Source organism: Lentibacillus sp., from assembly GCF_035301675.1.
Classification (GTDB): domain Bacteria; phylum Bacillota; class Bacilli; order Bacillales; family Amphibacillaceae; genus Lentibacillus.
Window position 1 is genome coordinate 52904 of record NZ_DATGTT010000109.1, and the last position, 15087, is coordinate 67990.

At 43.7% G+C, this 15087-nt stretch carries 14 protein-coding genes and 1 riboswitch; of the genes, 6 read left to right on the top strand and 8 right to left on the bottom strand.

All coding sequences use genetic code 11. The features are described from left to right. Nucleotides 1-246: 246 nt before the first annotated feature. The 7 genes from VK097_RS15065 to VK097_RS15095 form a co-directional block, all read right to left on the bottom strand. The gene (locus VK097_RS15065) at nt 247-2337 is read right to left on the bottom strand and encodes an MMPL family transporter (RefSeq protein ID WP_324212624.1); all 2091 of its coding nucleotides are present in this window, start codon (nt 2335-2337) and stop codon (nt 247-249) included. 244 nt (nt 2338-2581) lie between these two features. Further along, nucleotides 2582-2956: a hypothetical protein gene (locus VK097_RS15070; RefSeq protein ID WP_324212625.1), complete on the bottom strand. Its 375-nt coding sequence runs from the start codon at nt 2954-2956 to the stop codon at nt 2582-2584. A gap of 142 nt (nt 2957-3098) precedes the next feature. Then, complete coding sequence (locus tag VK097_RS15075) at nt 3099-3878, bottom strand: energy-coupling factor transporter transmembrane component T family protein (protein WP_324212626.1); 780 nt, start codon at nt 3876-3878, stop codon at nt 3099-3101. Then, complete coding sequence (locus VK097_RS15080) at nt 3862-5457, bottom strand: ABC transporter ATP-binding protein (protein ID WP_324212627.1); 1596 nt, start codon at nt 5455-5457, stop codon at nt 3862-3864. Before VK097_RS15080 ends, VK097_RS15075 begins: the two co-directional genes overlap by 17 nt. Then, nucleotides 5444-6049 carry an ECF transporter S component gene (locus VK097_RS15085; RefSeq protein WP_324212628.1) on the bottom strand — a complete coding sequence of 202 codons (606 nt, stop codon included), beginning with the start codon at nt 6047-6049 and terminating at the stop codon, nt 5444-5446. The genes VK097_RS15080 and VK097_RS15085 overlap by 14 nt, the downstream gene beginning before the upstream one ends. 11 nt (nt 6050-6060) lie before the next feature. Next, nucleotides 6061-6654 carry a YkoF family thiamine/hydroxymethylpyrimidine-binding protein gene (locus tag VK097_RS15090; protein ID WP_324212651.1) on the bottom strand — a complete coding sequence of 198 codons (594 nt, stop codon included), beginning with the start codon at nt 6652-6654 and terminating at the stop codon, nt 6061-6063. 92 nt (nt 6655-6746) lie between these two features. After that, a riboswitch (TPP riboswitch) is annotated at nt 6747-6854 on the bottom strand. Nucleotides 6855-6936: 82 nt separating this feature from the next. Then, nucleotides 6937-7506, bottom strand: coding sequence for a biotin transporter BioY (locus VK097_RS15095; protein WP_324212629.1), 570 nt, complete (start codon nt 7504-7506; stop codon nt 6937-6939). Nucleotides 7507-7704: 198 nt separating this feature from the next. Here VK097_RS15095 and VK097_RS15100 point away from each other — a divergent pair, with 198 nt between their 5' ends. The 6 genes from VK097_RS15100 (at nt 7705) to VK097_RS15125 (ending at nt 13962) form a co-directional block, all read left to right on the top strand. After that, complete coding sequence (locus tag VK097_RS15100; RefSeq protein WP_324212630.1) at nt 7705-8631, top strand: endonuclease I family protein; 927 nt, start codon at nt 7705-7707, stop codon at nt 8629-8631. A 247-nt stretch (nt 8632-8878) separates the two neighbouring features. Then, the gene (locus tag VK097_RS15105; protein WP_324212631.1) at nt 8879-9556 is read left to right on the top strand and encodes a response regulator transcription factor; all 678 of its coding nucleotides are present in this window, start codon (nt 8879-8881) and stop codon (nt 9554-9556) included. 132 nt (nt 9557-9688) lie between these two features. Continuing rightward, the gene (locus VK097_RS15110; RefSeq protein WP_324212632.1) at nt 9689-11065 is read left to right on the top strand and encodes a sensor histidine kinase; all 1377 of its coding nucleotides are present in this window, start codon (nt 9689-9691) and stop codon (nt 11063-11065) included. 69 nt (nt 11066-11134) lie between these two features. After that, the gene (locus VK097_RS15115; protein ID WP_324212633.1) at nt 11135-12199 is read left to right on the top strand and encodes an ABC transporter permease; all 1065 of its coding nucleotides are present in this window, start codon (nt 11135-11137) and stop codon (nt 12197-12199) included. Further along, on the top strand, nt 12196-12915 hold the full coding sequence (locus VK097_RS15120) for an ABC transporter ATP-binding protein (RefSeq protein ID WP_324212634.1): 720 nt from the start codon (nt 12196-12198) through the stop codon (nt 12913-12915). Before VK097_RS15115 ends, VK097_RS15120 begins: the two co-directional genes overlap by 4 nt. Nucleotides 12916-13164: 249 nt before the next feature. Next, nucleotides 13165-13962, top strand: a complete 798-nt coding sequence (locus tag VK097_RS15125; RefSeq protein ID WP_324212635.1) for a C40 family peptidase — start codon at nt 13165-13167, stop codon at nt 13960-13962. 82 nt (nt 13963-14044) lie between these two features. Here the strand turns inward: VK097_RS15125 and VK097_RS15130 are convergent, their stop codons facing one another. Further along, nucleotides 14045-14899 (bottom strand): chemotaxis protein, encoded by an 855-nt coding sequence (locus VK097_RS15130; protein ID WP_324212636.1) that lies wholly within the window; start codon nt 14897-14899, stop codon nt 14045-14047. Nucleotides 14900-15087: the final 188 nt, after the last annotated feature.

The window sequence follows — 15087 nt, forward strand, 5'->3', positions numbered from 1 at the left end:
TTAATCCTTACCCCTATTGAAGGGGGTTATGGTCTACTTTACAGAAGGATTCTGGCACAAATTCGGTGAAAATGTGGCAGAAATGCGTAAATTTTTGTACTGCTCCTCTTCAAGAATGAAGCTTCACTCTACTGATTATTCGGGCGGACGATGACTTCGCTGACCTACTCTGTTATTTTCTGTTGATTACGATTATTAAACTACCCGCCTCAATCGTTCCTGCCGCCAAATCATTCATGCGCGGTTCTAATCTTCATCTTTCTCAAACAACACAAGCAATCCCGGCAACAATGCACCTCTGATCAGGAAGGTATCCAGCAAAATGCCGACTGCCACAATAAAACCAAATACGAACAGCAGCTGAATAGGCTGTGTCATCAGAACACTGAATGTTGCCGCGAGAATTACGCCTGCAGATGAGATGACTCCGCCAGTATTGGCAACAGCCTTTTTCACTGCAATTTTGACTGGATGTTTCTCCCGCTCCTCCATGAAGCGTGATACGAGCATAATATTATAGTCTATTCCAAGTGCCACAAGAAATACGAATGAATAAAGCGGTACACGGTTACTGACAGAGTCAATACCAAACAAAAGATCTGTCAATAATGTGCCCAGTCCAAGAGCTGCCAGAAAGGAGACAAGAATGGTTCCCATCATGTACAACGGCATTTTGATCGATCGTGTTAAGAGGATGAGCATACCGAAAATCAATACGGTTTCCAAGATCACGATAACGATTAAATCCCGGTTGTTCAATGACCGGTCATCAACGGATGTGGCTGTTTCCCCGGCAAAATACAAGTCACCCTGCAAATGAATATTTTCCAGTAAATCATTCGGGTTATTGATCATTTGCTCCAGTGCATCCATTGCTTTAGCGGAATATGGATTCGCTCCAAATGTCATTTGATAGGAAATCACTTTCTGATCATTGGTCATATTCTGCACCCGTACACTTTCGACAAGCGGCTGTTCTGATATATTATCCTCCAGTTCCTGACGCTCCTTTTCTCTGACCGCTTCGTTTGCCTCCAATAAGACGGTCGTCGGCGCCAGATCTCCCGGTTCAAATTTCTTTTCCAAGATTTCGTATCCTTCCCGAGATGGCATATCATCAGGGAATGATTTCATTGTATTGAATTCATAATCCAAATTAAATACATTCGCTGCGGAGCCCAATAAAAAGATTCCAATGATGGCTGCGGAATTGACTGGTCTCCTGGTCACGAACCGGCCAACTTTGCTCCACAGCGAGCTTGTTTTAACTTGTTCATCTCCGACATGCGGTACTTTTGGCCAGAAAGATTTTCGTCCAAATAACATGAACATTGCAGGGACAAGCGTCAATGAAGCGAGTAAGACTACTGCAACGGCGGTTCCAAAGACCGGGGCAAAATTACGATATTCGGCAAAATTGGCAAAAAACAGGACAAACATCGCCGCAAGCACAGTGCCGCCTGAATAAAAGATAGGGACACCCGTTCCTTGCATCGCCAGTTTCATAGCTTCATATTTATTGTCATGCTGCTTTAATTCTTCCCGGTAGCGTGAAAATACAAAGAGTGAATAGTCAATGAGCGCTGCAAACAACAGAATAGTCATAATCGAAAACGACTGCTGTCCGATTTGAAGCCCTGCTTTCCCCATAAGACCGAGTATCTGGTTTACAGCCTCATAGACAAACGCCGCACCCAATAAGGGGATTAAAGCAAGGAAAGGTGAACGGTAAATGACCACCAAAAGCACCAGGATAATCCCAACGGTGGACATGATCAGAACAATATCCGCCCTGGAAAATAACTCAGTAGTGTCAGCACTAATTGCAGCCGGACCGGTAATCTTCATAGTCACATTTTCGTTATCTTGAAGATCATAGATAGTGTCAATTGAAGCTTTCATTTCATCTGATTCCAGGGACGGATCAAGTGTCATTGGAATCATTGCGGTTGTGCCATCGTTGGAAAAGAATCGCGTGGCGCCCTGAGGCGGCAAATCCTCCAGTGGCATAATCCCCGTCACACCATTGACTTTTTCCTGTTTAACGGTTTCCAGAAAACCTGAAATATCTGCTAATCCGGCCTCTCCATTATCAGCCTGGAAAACCATTATACCCGGCACCCCATCATTTTCACCAAAATAGTTATCTATCTTATCCTGTGCTAGCATTGACTGGGCATCGTCCGGGATGGACTCAATGCCGGAAACCTGATATTCTCTGGCACTTGGGGCAAAGACGGCAAGCAACAACGTGCCAAGCAGCCAGATTGCCAGCGTTATCCACATTCCTTTTTTCGTTGTTAAAGGGTCTGTAATTGCCTGCAGTAAACGTTTCATTTATGTAAACTCCTTTTTGAAGCAGGATTAAGCCTACACAAGCGTTATTTTACATCTAACAAAATGACACAAACGGGAGTTACTATCAGTATTTATTATTCTCTTGTGAGTTGTTTTATGCTGATGGATTCCTTAAATCACCAGCCTGATGGCCGGCGGGCCCCAAAGTCCCTAAGCTTAGCCTTATGCCCTATTTTCTGATATTTTGAACCTGTATCTTTCCCGCCTTAACGGGCAGTATGAATCAATCGTGAAATCTTGTTCGGAAATACATAACATGAAGCAAGATCAGAAACACTAAACTAAAAGCGAAAAATGAAGTGCTTGCAGAAAATGGTATTTTAATAAACATAAGCTGCTGAAAAGCAAAAAAAATCATTATGACAACGATACTGATCAGCGTTTTAAGATGTATCTGTTTCATATTTCGAGACGTTTTATATAACCCCGTAAAGGTCACAGCCAGAAGCCAGTATACGATGACGATGAGTGTGAGAATAACCATCGTTTGAAAGTTAACAGGAGTCACCAGGCTTGTGACGGCGCTTGCCAGGAAGAACAGAATGCCGGAGATAGTGTTCAGCATATAGATTTGTTTTGCAGGCAGGTTAACTGGCATTATATTTATCCCCTTTCATTACTCATTCCAAAATAACAATACAATAACCATATTATCAGTTATTAAAAAAAGCAACCACCAGATTCCATGACCTGATGGCATTAAACAAGGTATCTATTTGTATTCCGCAACCATAAGTCTTTCAAAACTGCTTTCCGAATATTCTCAAATACCCAAGGTAATATGACAGTACAAATACTGCAATCAATACCCCGATCATTAGTGCAAAAAACAGCCAGTCGCGCTTATCGACAGTCATATTATGATAATGCGTGCGGTCAGTGTCACCGGTGAATCCCTTCGACTCCATCGCAATGGAGACACGCTCCGCTTTGCGGATACCATTGGCCAGAAGCGGAATTGCATAACGGCGAAATTGATTGATTCTTCCTTTAATTCCGCGCGCCCGGCTGATGCCACGGATACGGTGGGCCTGTCTGAGTATCTGCAGCTCATGCTGGAAGACCGGCAGAAAACGGTAGCCGGCCAGTATGCCATATGTGATTTTCGGCGGCAGCCTGAATTGCTGCATAAAGCTCAGCATTAATTTCGTCGAATCCGTCGTCATGATAAACATTAAAGACAGCGCACCGAAACAAAGGGACCTGAGCCCCACACTCATCCCAGTCTGAAAACTTTCGGCCGTCACCTCCAGCATCCAGAAGCTGAAAATCTCCTCACCGCCGGAAAAGGTTTGATTGGCATAAAGCATGGTCATCCAAGCAAAACCGAGGGCAAAGATAAGAAATGGACTAAAAAACTTCAGCCAGCGCAGAATCGGGATCCCAGTCAACGTAATCGTGACAATCAAAATAAATATAAAATATGATAACGGCGTGAAGACATCATAAGTGAGTCCGAGCAGTATTCCCGGAATCAAGACGGCAACCATCTTAATGGACGGATTAATGGGTGACATCATAAATCTCACCTTCCCACTGCTTTTGATGGAACCTTGATGGAAGCCGCAGCCTGGCTTCATGGAGCAACCTCTCTTTCTTCCACAAAGAATTCGGTGTGCCGGAAAATGCAACTTTGCCCTGTTTCAGAACAACAACACAATCGGCGGCATCTACAATATTCATATCGTGGGTGACAAAAATTATAGCCGTCCCCTTCGCTTTCACTCCCATGACATAATCCATTAATTCGGCTGTTGTGGCAGCGTCCTGTCCGAACGTCGGCTCATCAAACAGCAAAATATCCGGTGCCTCATCAAGCACGGTTGCCACACTTAACCGACGCTTCTGTCCACCGCTTAAAGCAAATGGATTGCTGTGGCGATGCTCTTTCAAATGAAATTGCTCCATCAGCTGGCCAGCGGCACTTTCCATCTTCGCTTCGGCATAGCCGCTCAGTTTCATCCCGAAAGTCAGCTCCTCATAGACAGTATCGGTAATAAATTGATGTTCCGGGTTCTGGAAAACAAAACCCATCCGCTTCCGCAATTCGTTCTCCTGCCATTTTCGCAGTGAGCGGTCAAACATGGAAATGCCCCCTTCGTCCGGTTCCAGGAGCCCCGCCATCAGCTGAAGAAGCGTTGATTTTCCTGCTCCGTTCTCTCCGGCAACGGCAATAAACTCCCCGCCATGGACATCCATGTTCACGTTCTTCAATACGTTTTGTTTTCCACGGGAACAAGACAAATCACGGACAGTAAGAACCTTTTCCTCTGATTGCATGCCCCAATTCCGCTTTCCCCAAAATGCAGTGCTTCTGGAAAATTCGCCAGGCAAAAAAATGCCTTCACGTTCCAGAAGCTGTTTTTGTTCTGAGAATAGGCGATCCGGTGCATCATCAGCCAAAAGCTTCCCGCCCCGGTCGATTACCAATACCCGATCAATCAGCGGGAGCCAGTCTTCAGCCTGATGCTCGATAACCAGAACGGACATCTGCTCTTTCTTTTGAATCTTCTCCACGAGCTTGATAAACTCCATGCTTGATACCGGATCCAGATTCGCCGTCGGTTCATCCAGAATCAGCAATTCCGGCTCAAGCAGAAGTACGGAAGCAAGAGCGATTTTTTGTTTCTGACCACCCGACAGCTCATGGATTTTGTGATGATTAAAACCTTCCATCCCGACAGCTTTCAGCACTGATTCAATCCTCCCGCGAATGCAGGAAGCGGGAACCTTTCTATTTTCCAGAGTAAACGCAAGCTCATCTTCTACCGTAATCATGCAAAACTGACTTTCCGGATCCTGAAAAACGATGCCGATTTCCTGTGTCAGTTCTCCTTTTGCAATCTCCCGGATGTTTTCTCCGAGAAAAAAGATGTCCCCGGAAGACGTCCCTTCCACTGCTTCCGGATACAGACCGTTGAGACAGAGGGCCAGACTGCTCTTCCCGGATCCGCTTGCTCCCATCAAAAGAGTTGCTTCACTTTGGTTCAGTGTAAAATCGAGGCCATCGAACAATGGCTGTTCATCAATTTCCTCATAGGAAAATGAAAAATTGCGCACTTCAATTATCGGCTGCTCTGTTCCCTTAAGCACTTTCATATTTCCGCTTCCTCTGCAATTCTTTTCCTAAAGCATAGCCTCGGAGTACACCGGTTTTCGCTAGCTGATCACTGAGCCATTTGCCGAGAACACCCGAGATCAGAGCAGCACTGATAATCCGTACAATCAGCGTTGAGACGATCAGCCATGGTGCCAGGGCAATCATCCCGGCTGAATACAAATGCCAGGCAAAGCTGATGATGGCGGTGGATATACCGGACATGATAAGAATCCGCAGCCGGTAATCCTGCCATCTTGTCAGGGCAAAGACAAGTTCCGCGCCCGCTCCCTGAATGGCAGCGGAAAGAAGCAGTCCGGGTCCTGCTGGGGAACCAACCAGAATCTCAACGATCCCAGCAATCACTTCCGCAGTAAACGCAACCCCGGGCTTCTGTAGGATGTATGCTGCCATAATCGAGACAATAAACCAGATACCATAAATGACCTCATAGCCAAACGGTGCTAGGCCGAATGGCGCAAGGATATTGCGGATCCCTTCACCGACAAGGAAGAACACCAGATAGATAAGCCCAAAGACAACGCCTAAAATTGACATCAGGATAATTTCCTTTAATTTCCATTGCTTCGTCATTAAAATCCCCCTTAATCATTGTTGGACGGGCTGTTTGCTGAAATGGTAAAAGTCATGGTGACATGGGATACCTTCTCCTGCACACGGTCAAAAGATTGTTGCAGCGCCCTGAAAACATCCTTCACATCGCCGTCCAGTCTCGTCGCATAATGAACAGCACTTACCTCAACATTACGGTGTTTGGACAGATCAATCTGTTCATAGATTGCATCCATATAGTCCTCCCTTCCCATCGGGTAAAGGGAAAATTTACAACCTGCTTTCTGGGATACCGCATTTGATTTTGTTTCATTCAGCGGTATAACCACTTCATCCATATAGGAATCCGCATCCGTATCCCTCGGACAGCCAATGGAAAACGTGCCGCTCATCGCAACATGCTCCCCTGTTTTGGCCGTGTGCAGGAAAAGGGCCTCGGTTACATCAAAAACATGTACCATATCCCCGCGCACACACGTGCTCACGTCATCAGTGTCTTTCCATACCATCGATGTGTCCACCTCTTCCAGTGCCCTCAAAATAATATCGGCGAACTTGTCACTCATCGGAAACAGGGTGAACTGGCACCCTGCGATCCTGCTTGTTCCACACCTGTCATTGCTCATCATTCTTCTCCTCCCTGATATTTAATCCACAAAAAAACTGCACTCCCGAAGGAATGCAGTTTACACATATATCATGATCACGTTGATTAATCATACTGTGAACTGCACTTCCCCACGCTGGTATTATCCAGTTCGGGTTCAAAGGGTCAGATATGATATCCTCTCAGCCGCCGCTTCCGGCAGCCCCCCTAGTGCTTATCGGTTATGCAGTTTTCATGTAGCTTCATGATAAATAATTTTGTGAGTTTTGTAAAGGACTTTTTTAATTTATAGATTACTGGGTTATGCAACTTCTTTACCCGAAGCTGTAATCAGTTTTGCCTGCAGCAACCGGTTCCTTAAGGTTATGCCAATCAAGCTTGCCAGGAAAGCTTTTATCAATCCGACGGCGATAAATGGATATACACCTGCTGCAATAGCCGCATTCCAGTTCAGCTCCATAACAATTTTCAACTGCAGGGTGCCAAAAAGCAGGGTGACAATCATTCCAACAATGTTTGCGATAAGGGCCAGTGGGATTGTGAATTTTGTTTTTTCCAGGATAAGTCCAGTAAAATAGGCTGCTGCAATAAATCCAAATATGTATCCGCCAGAAGGCCCTATCAGCACTTGCGGCCCTCCGCTGAATCCTGCGAACACCGGCAGGCCTATAGCCCCTATCGCAGTATAAACAAGCATTGCTATTGCCCCGTGACGGCTTCCGAGAACAGTTGCTGCAATACCAACAGCCAATGTTTGTCCGCTTATTGGGATGAGCGGCAGCGGGATTTCCATCTGAGCCAGAATTGCTGTGACAGCCGCGAAAATAGAGCAGTTAATAAGTGATCGTAGTTTATTACTTCTTTCAGTCAACATAATCAGCTCCTAATCCTGTATCTTGTTTATTGATAGAATAGGGTGTTCTGCTTTTAATGTCAACCATCAATTACTTAAGGTTAACATTTATTCAATGCTGTTAGCACATCACCTACTTGACACACAGTTGTGTTGTATATAAAATACTCTTAATTTTAAAAGTCTATGCGACTATTACAAAGGAGGCGTCATGAAATGATCTTAACCCCCGGTCAAAAGGAAAGTCTTCTGCCTGTAACAACCAATCACGCACAACTTCAGTCAGCTCTTGTCAGGCATCATGAGATGAAGAAGAAAATTCAGAAGGACAAAAAGGAATATTATGATGAGGAAAAAGATAAAAAGGCACGTGAGCAATACTATCGAAGTATCGATTTTGACGGGAATGCTGATGAGGTCATGCAATCACTTAAGGATCTTATGAAGAAGACGCATACAAACCAAGTGCGATATGAACCTGCTGAATATGTTTATCCATGGGTTGATCTTCGGCCTAACGGGGATCTTATGAACATTTATTCCGGGGAAAATAGGACAGCGGACGTTGTGATTAAAGAAGACTTTAAAGCTTCACTGCAAAGAAAAAATATGATTGATAAACTGGAATCACATGCAGGCTTCAATCAACTTGCCAGGATTGCGGATGAATTTCCGTATAACTGTGAACATGCGGTACCGCAATCGTGGTTTAACGAACGGATGCCAATGCGCGGCGACATTCACCATTTATTTACTTGTGATCCTGGCTGCAATTCACTTCGAAGTAATTATCCCTATCATGATTTTGCTGATTATAACCCACAACGGGCTGGCACCAAACGGGTGGAAGATGCATGCGGCAAAGCAGAAGATGAGCTATTTGAGCCGGAATATGGGAAAGGTGCTGCGGCTCGGGCCATGTTGTATTTTCTGATCAGGTACCCAGATGAAATTGAGCAGTCACATAAAGATAGAATTGATATGGATTTGCTGAAGGAATGGCACCGGCAGTTCCCGCCAGACCATTATGAAATGCATCGTAATCAAGCTATCTATGAAATTCAAGGGAATCGTAATCCGTTCATTGATTATCCCAAAGAAATGATTCACGTTTATAATAGGTTCGATGGCTTCGATATTTAATTTGCCTGCAGCTTGGTTAAGGCAATGGGCAAGACTTCTTAACGGCCTATTTGCCTTAATTCCCCCTGAAGAAAGATTCATCCCCGATCACATGGCACCATTTCAGAAGGTGATGTTTCGAACATAACCGATCTATCGACAGCTTAGCGCCCTATATATGGTACGATAAATATTAGAAAACCTAAGTTGCCCTTATGCAGTAGTAAAGTATCCATACTTGCTTAACTGCTAACAAAGGAGGTCTGTCATGATTACCATTCTTATCGTCGATGATGATTCGCATATTCGTGAGCTGCTGCGTTTTTATTTACATAAGGAGAACTATAAAACAATCGAAGCACAAGATGGAGAAGAAGCACTGAAAAGACTGGAAGAACATCATGTACATCTTGCGCTTGTCGATATTATGATGCCGAATGTGGACGGGTATCATCTGTGCAAAGAGATCCGTAATTACTATGATATCCCTGTCCTGATGATCACGGCCAAGGGAGAAATGAAAGACAAAGAAAAGGCTTTTCTTGCAGGAACAGACGATTATATTACAAAGCCTTTTGAGCCAAAAGAAGTTTTGTTTCGCATCAAAGCTTTACTTCGCAGGTTTCAGATGATAAATGAGGAAATGGCCCGCATTGGAGATACCATCATCAATCGAAAAAGTTATGAGGTACAATCCAGCGGGAAAACGATCATTTTGCCCTTAAAGGAATTTGAATTGCTGGCCCAGCTGGCGAATTATCCGGACCGGACATTTACTCGCGAACAATTAATCAACCTTGTCTGGGGCAATGACTTTGAAGGAAGTGATCGAACCGTGGATGTTCATATTAAACGGCTGCGCGAACGTTTCTCAAAAGATAGCCATGGCTTTTCAATTCAGACTGTAAGAGGGCTGGGGTATAAGCTGGTCGTCAACAAAGAATGAACGAATCGGACCTTAACAGGCAGCTGACCCCGGCTTGTCTTTCCTGGCTTTCTTGAAATACTGAAGTGGGGATCCTGCCCGTAAAGACGGAATAAACATGCTGAGAAAAAAAGCAGATTGGAGGTCACCACATTGCGAACACTTTATGTGCGTATTATTGTCATCACAATGGCAATTATGATTGCAAGTGCAATCATAGCTTTTGCCGTGACAAATATGTACTATCAGGTATACTTAAAACCCGAAAACGATCAAAAAGTGACACAGATCGCAAAAAATATTGAATCCATTTATGAAGGAAACAATAACCAGTCATTACCGGCTTTCTTAACATCGATAGCTGATCTTGGCTACAAGTTTCATTTAGTCAGTCCAAATGGCGAAGCAAAAACACTCGGGGAGCCATTTTCTTCAATGAAAATGGAGCAATCAGACATCCAGGCGGTTCTGAATGGCGACATCTATCACGGCATTGGAAATTACCCCTGGAAGCCATTTGTCACCGGTTATTTCGACAACCATCTTGAGAATACAATCGGAGTGCCCATTGAATTAAATGGATCAACGTATGCCCTGTTTGTTCGCCCTGATTCCATGCAGCAATTTGGTGAAATGCGTATATTCCTTGCAGTGCTTCTCATATTGACCCTGCTGTTCAGTTTCTTAATGGTGTTAATCAGCACCCGATTTGTTGTCAAACCGATTAAAAAGCTGAAAGAGGCGACAAAGAAAATAGCCGCTGGAAATTATCATCTGAAACTGGATGTACGCAGAAACGATGAAATCGGCCGTCTCGCAAATGATTTTAAGAAAATGAGTGACAGTTTGGAACGAACTGAGGAAAAGCGGCAGGAATTTGTCTCAAGTGTCTCCCATGAGATTCAGTCACCTCTAACATCAATTCAAGGGTTTTCCCGGACAATCAGGGACGAAAATCTGACTGAAGAAGAACGCTCACATTATTTGACGATTATCGAAAAAGAAAGCAGACGAATGTCTTTACTCAGCAAACAGCTCCTTACACTCACTACCCTGGACCATGAAAAAGAGATGGAGATGATTCGCTATGACGCGGCAGATCAGTTGAAAGAAGTCATGCTGGCTACCGAATGGCAATGGCAGGAAAAAGACATCGCGATTGAAATGGACCTTTCCCCAACACCTATTACAGGTGATCCGAATTTACTTCAACAGGCTTGGATGAACTTAACTGAAAATGCTATTCACTACACAGAGGCCGGCGGAACGATCACAATTCATGCCTTCCGTGATAAAACAGGGGCACAGATCGTAGTGGAAGATACGGGAATAGGCATTGCCAAAAAAGATCTCCCCCTGCTGTTTGACCGATTTTATAAAGTGGATAAAGCCAGAAGCAGAACGAGAAACAGTACCGGGCTGGGCCTGTCTATCGCGAAAAAAATAATTGAGCTCCATCGCGGAACAATTATGGTGGATAGTGAACCTGGAAAAGGTTCCACATTCACAGTCAGCATTCCAAATGAGTAATCTTTTGTTCATTCTCTGTTCATATTCCAAACGTATACTCAATGTATAGATAGAACAGGAGTGATCAGAATGTTTCTTGCAATACGGGAACTCATTTATGCGAAGTTCCGATACGTATTAATCAGTCTTATTATGGTGCTGATAGCTTTGCTGATCTTTATCATATCGGGATTAGCTCAAGGCCTCTCAGCAGATAATGCATCAGCCATACAGAATTTACAGGCAGATTACGTCGTGATTGATTCAGACGCAGAACTGGATATGACAAAGTCCTCTATCCCGACGGACGTAAAGCATGAGGCGACCGAAATAGATGGCGTGGACGACGTCGCCCCACTGTCGATCAGAATGATGAATGCATCTGTAAATGGTACGGAACAGAGTAAGGATATAGCCTTTTTTGTTACCGAAGCGGATGGAATGCTGATACCTTCTGTCAATGAAGGTGAGACAGTTAAACGTGACCATGACATCATAGTCGATGCTTCCCTGAAAAGAGAGGGAGTGAAAATTGGTGATACACTTGAATTTGGTGAAGACAGTGCCTATACGGTTACGGGTTTTACCGACAATCAGCGCTATAGCCATACACCGGTCGTATATGCCGATGGTGGTGAATCAAGAAAAGTAAATGTCATCGCCCTGAAAGCAGATGAAGCGAATATCGATAAAATCAAACATGAATTAGACGGCGCCTATGACGTGGTGACCACGGAGAAGGCACTGCAGGGGATTCCGAGCTATTCTCAGGAACAGGCATCATTGAACTTGATGATCATCTTTATGTTTGTCATCGCGGCATTTGTACTTGCAGCCTTTTTCTATGTGATCACATTGCAGAAACGAGACCAGTTTGGCGTGTTAAAAGCACTTGGTGCAAAAACATCATACCTTATGAAAAATGCAGTCGGTCAGGTAGTGCTTATCACCTTCCTGTGTACGGCCATTGCAGGTGGACTGACTATGGCAACCGCCGCGCTGCTGCCTGAAGACATGCCGTTTCTGCTGACAGCCGGCGAAATGCTGCAGACTTCTATTTTGATTTTAATTGTATCTATTGTTGGTTCGCTCATTTCGCTTTTTCAAATTGTAAAAGTAGACCCGATTGAAGCCATAGAGGGGGCAGGAAAATGACACTGGTAATGGAGAATGTATCAAAGGTGTATAAGGATGGTCCTAAAGAATTTAAAGCGGTGGATCAGGCATCGCTGGAAGTGAAACCGGGCGAATTCATTGCGATAATCGGTCCGTCCGGTTCCGGGAAAAGCACTATGTTGTCGATTGCCGGAGCACTGTTAGCACCGACAAGCGGGAAAGTTTTACTTGACGGGGAAAATGTCGCAGAACTATCAGCCAAAAAGATAACCAGGCAAAGACTCGAGAAGATTGGCTTTGTCTTTCAGGCAGCTAATCTTATACCCTATCTAAAGGTAAAAGATCAGCTTCAGGTTATCAATGTTATCGCAAAAAACAAGGGACAATCCAGAAGCAGCGAATTATTGAAGCATTTTGGCCTGGACCACCGGACAACTAATTATCCAAGTGAACTTTCCGGCGGGGAGCGCCAGCGTGTAGCCATTGCCCGAGCACTAATAAATGATCCGAAACTTATACTTGCAGATGAACCAACCGCGAGCCTGGACTCCAAACGAGGGCGGGAGGTTGTCGAAATGCTTGCTGATGAAATCAAAAACCGCGAAAAGGCGGGTATCATGGTCACTCATGATGAACGTGTTCTGGATGTATGTGACCGGGTCGTTGAAATTCGTGATGGCAAACTGGAAAATAATGATGAACTTAGTGATGACTCTTCCGACATCGCATATAAACCAAGCGAGAAAGCTTATTAAATGACTATCTGCTCTTTTGTTCAGCTGTTACCATTGCTAAGGGGGACTTTCACTTTATTTCCTCCAATGTTTGTTTACAAAGGATAGATTACATGTAAAGCAACCATAATTAGATCTTAAAATGGATGAAACCTGTTTAGATCAATTAACTGATAGAATGGGTGTTAGTTTGAAGTTGTGTAGATTATCTGGAGACAAATCCTATGACACACTGCTTCAAGCTAACAATTTTAAGTTGGGGGAATTCGAATGATTAAACCAAAACATCCAATCAAAACGTATATCGTTTCCACCGCAATAATCACAACTTTGGCATTCACACCTGGATTAAGTGAGAATGTCTCAGCCAAGGCAAACGTCAATTCTTCAGGTACTGGTTCTTCCATTGAGGCATCAGAAAGCACATTATTAAATAATGGAGATCGCGGTGGAGCAGTCAAATCGGTGCAATCCGAACTTGCTTCTCAAGATTATTATACATATAATCTTGATGGAATCTACGGATCTATCACGAAAGAAGCCGTAGAAGATTTTCAGTCCGACCATGGATTGGCAGTAGATGGAATAGCAGGACCTAAGACTAAAGAAGCCCTATCCTCATCTGCAACTGAACCAGAAGTTGAAACCGAAACACAAACTGAAACCATGACTTTAAGTTCAACTTCGGGTGACGCTGCTTCAGATTCTGACTTTGTTGCTACTGCACAGAGCTTAGTAGGAGAATCTTATACATCTGGTGGAGAAACTCCAAGCGAAGGATTCGACAGCAGCGGGTTCATTAACTATGTGTTTGAACAGAATGGCACCGATTTGAGCAGAACCCATGCTCAGATGTGGGCATCGGATGGCGAAAAAGTAGATTCGCCTAGTGTCGGTGACGTTGTATTCTTTGAAGAAACATATACCAGTGGACCATCACACAGTGGTGTTTATATAGGAAACGACAAAATGATCCATGCGGGTACTGAAGCTACTGGTGTTGAAGTTACTGACCTTAACATCGACTACTGGGAAAATCGTTATATAGGTGCTAAATCATTTGATTAATAGTTAAAACGAAGGGCTGTCCTTAAAAGACAGCCCTTCGTTTATTTAGTGTTTATATCTATTTGCTTCATAATGTTAAGCCTCAGCTAAACGGAATTCGATTAACTTGGTGCCACGTTCTGACCAAACCATCAACAATACAATCGATAACAGAATGATCGATATCGTATTTAATATGGGAAAAGGGGTTCCAATTCGTCAACAACCCTCCAACGTTCACTTCGACATCTTTTGTTACAGCCTTTTGGTAGTGATGATTTAATCCTTTTAAAGGATACGCGAGAATATCATCTTTATCATAAAAGTTCAGCCACTTACCATCAATATTCGGGTAATATTTTTGTATAGAAGGGGACGGAACGCTGATAGGGATACCAAAATCGTTAAATCGGAGAGACCACAATGCCAGCGGGCTTCCCATACTGTAAAATAAGGAAAGGGTTTCTCCTTTTTCTAAAGGAGTATGACCGGAGTATCGCTTTGTGCTTTTTCCGATATTCTCTTGCTTCACCTGTAAATCATAAAAATAATTACTGGCTACTACAGAGCCCAGGCTATGACTAATCACACATAAAGGAGCACTTGACCCAGCTTTTGACTGAATGCTGTTCAAACACTGAGCTAGCAGGGAATGGACTTGGTCATAATTATCGTTAGCTCCCGATGATGGCTGATACGCTACAGCATCGGCAAGAAACTCAACGACAAAGCGTCGCAGCAAATGATAGTCCAACTCTGTTCCTTGCTGTACCCTTTCCCATAATTTACTCTCTTCATTTTCAAATATCGAAGACCAAAACACCGATTCGAATACCAGATTTTCTTTTTTAAGCTTTTTACCGAAGCCTTCAGAAATTTTTTTGATCATATCTTCCGCAAAATCTTCTTTTGGTGTTCCAGCACCGTGAAGTATAACGACAGCAATTTTTTGTGCCATATGCCCCTCCCCTTTATGTACAAATTTGCTTTGTTATTAATATACGAACAGACTTATTGATGATACTGCAATTATACCAAAGGATGATTTCTTAAAATAGTTAAAAAAGTCTGATCCCAAAAGACACTTTTAAAGCGGCTTTTGGGATCAGAGCTGCAAATCATTATTAAGGTTTAAGGGCGAAAACT

Excerpts from the sequence above, each read along its gene's own strand:
- VK097_RS15120 (WP_324212634.1), top strand. The coding sequence starts at position 12,196 with ATGACACTGGTAATGGAGAATGTATCAAAGGTGTATAAGGATGGTCCT.
- VK097_RS15115 (WP_324212633.1), top strand. The coding sequence starts at position 11,135 with ATGTTTCTTGCAATACGGGAACTCATTTATGCGAAGTTCCGATACGTA.
- VK097_RS15085 (WP_324212628.1), bottom strand. The coding sequence starts at position 6,049 with ATGACGAAGCAATGGAAATTAAAGGAAATTATCCTGATGTCAATTTTA.
- VK097_RS15100 (WP_324212630.1), top strand. The coding sequence starts at position 7,705 with ATGATCTTAACCCCCGGTCAAAAGGAAAGTCTTCTGCCTGTAACAACC.
- VK097_RS15090 (WP_324212651.1), bottom strand. The coding sequence starts at position 6,654 with ATGAGCAATGACAGGTGTGGAACAAGCAGGATCGCAGGGTGCCAGTTC.
- VK097_RS15105 (WP_324212631.1), top strand. The coding sequence starts at position 8,879 with ATGATTACCATTCTTATCGTCGATGATGATTCGCATATTCGTGAGCTG.
- VK097_RS15125 (WP_324212635.1), top strand. The coding sequence starts at position 13,165 with ATGATTAAACCAAAACATCCAATCAAAACGTATATCGTTTCCACCGCA.
- VK097_RS15070 (WP_324212625.1), bottom strand. The coding sequence starts at position 2,956 with ATGCCAGTTAACCTGCCTGCAAAACAAATCTATATGCTGAACACTATC.
- VK097_RS15075 (WP_324212626.1), bottom strand. The coding sequence starts at position 3,878 with ATGATGTCACCCATTAATCCGTCCATTAAGATGGTTGCCGTCTTGATT.
- VK097_RS15130 (WP_324212636.1), bottom strand. The coding sequence starts at position 14,899 with ATGGCACAAAAAATTGCTGTCGTTATACTTCACGGTGCTGGAACACCA.
- VK097_RS15080 (WP_324212627.1), bottom strand. The coding sequence starts at position 5,457 with ATGAAAGTGCTTAAGGGAACAGAGCAGCCGATAATTGAAGTGCGCAAT.
- VK097_RS15065 (WP_324212624.1), bottom strand. The coding sequence starts at position 2,337 with ATGAAACGTTTACTGCAGGCAATTACAGACCCTTTAACAACGAAAAAA.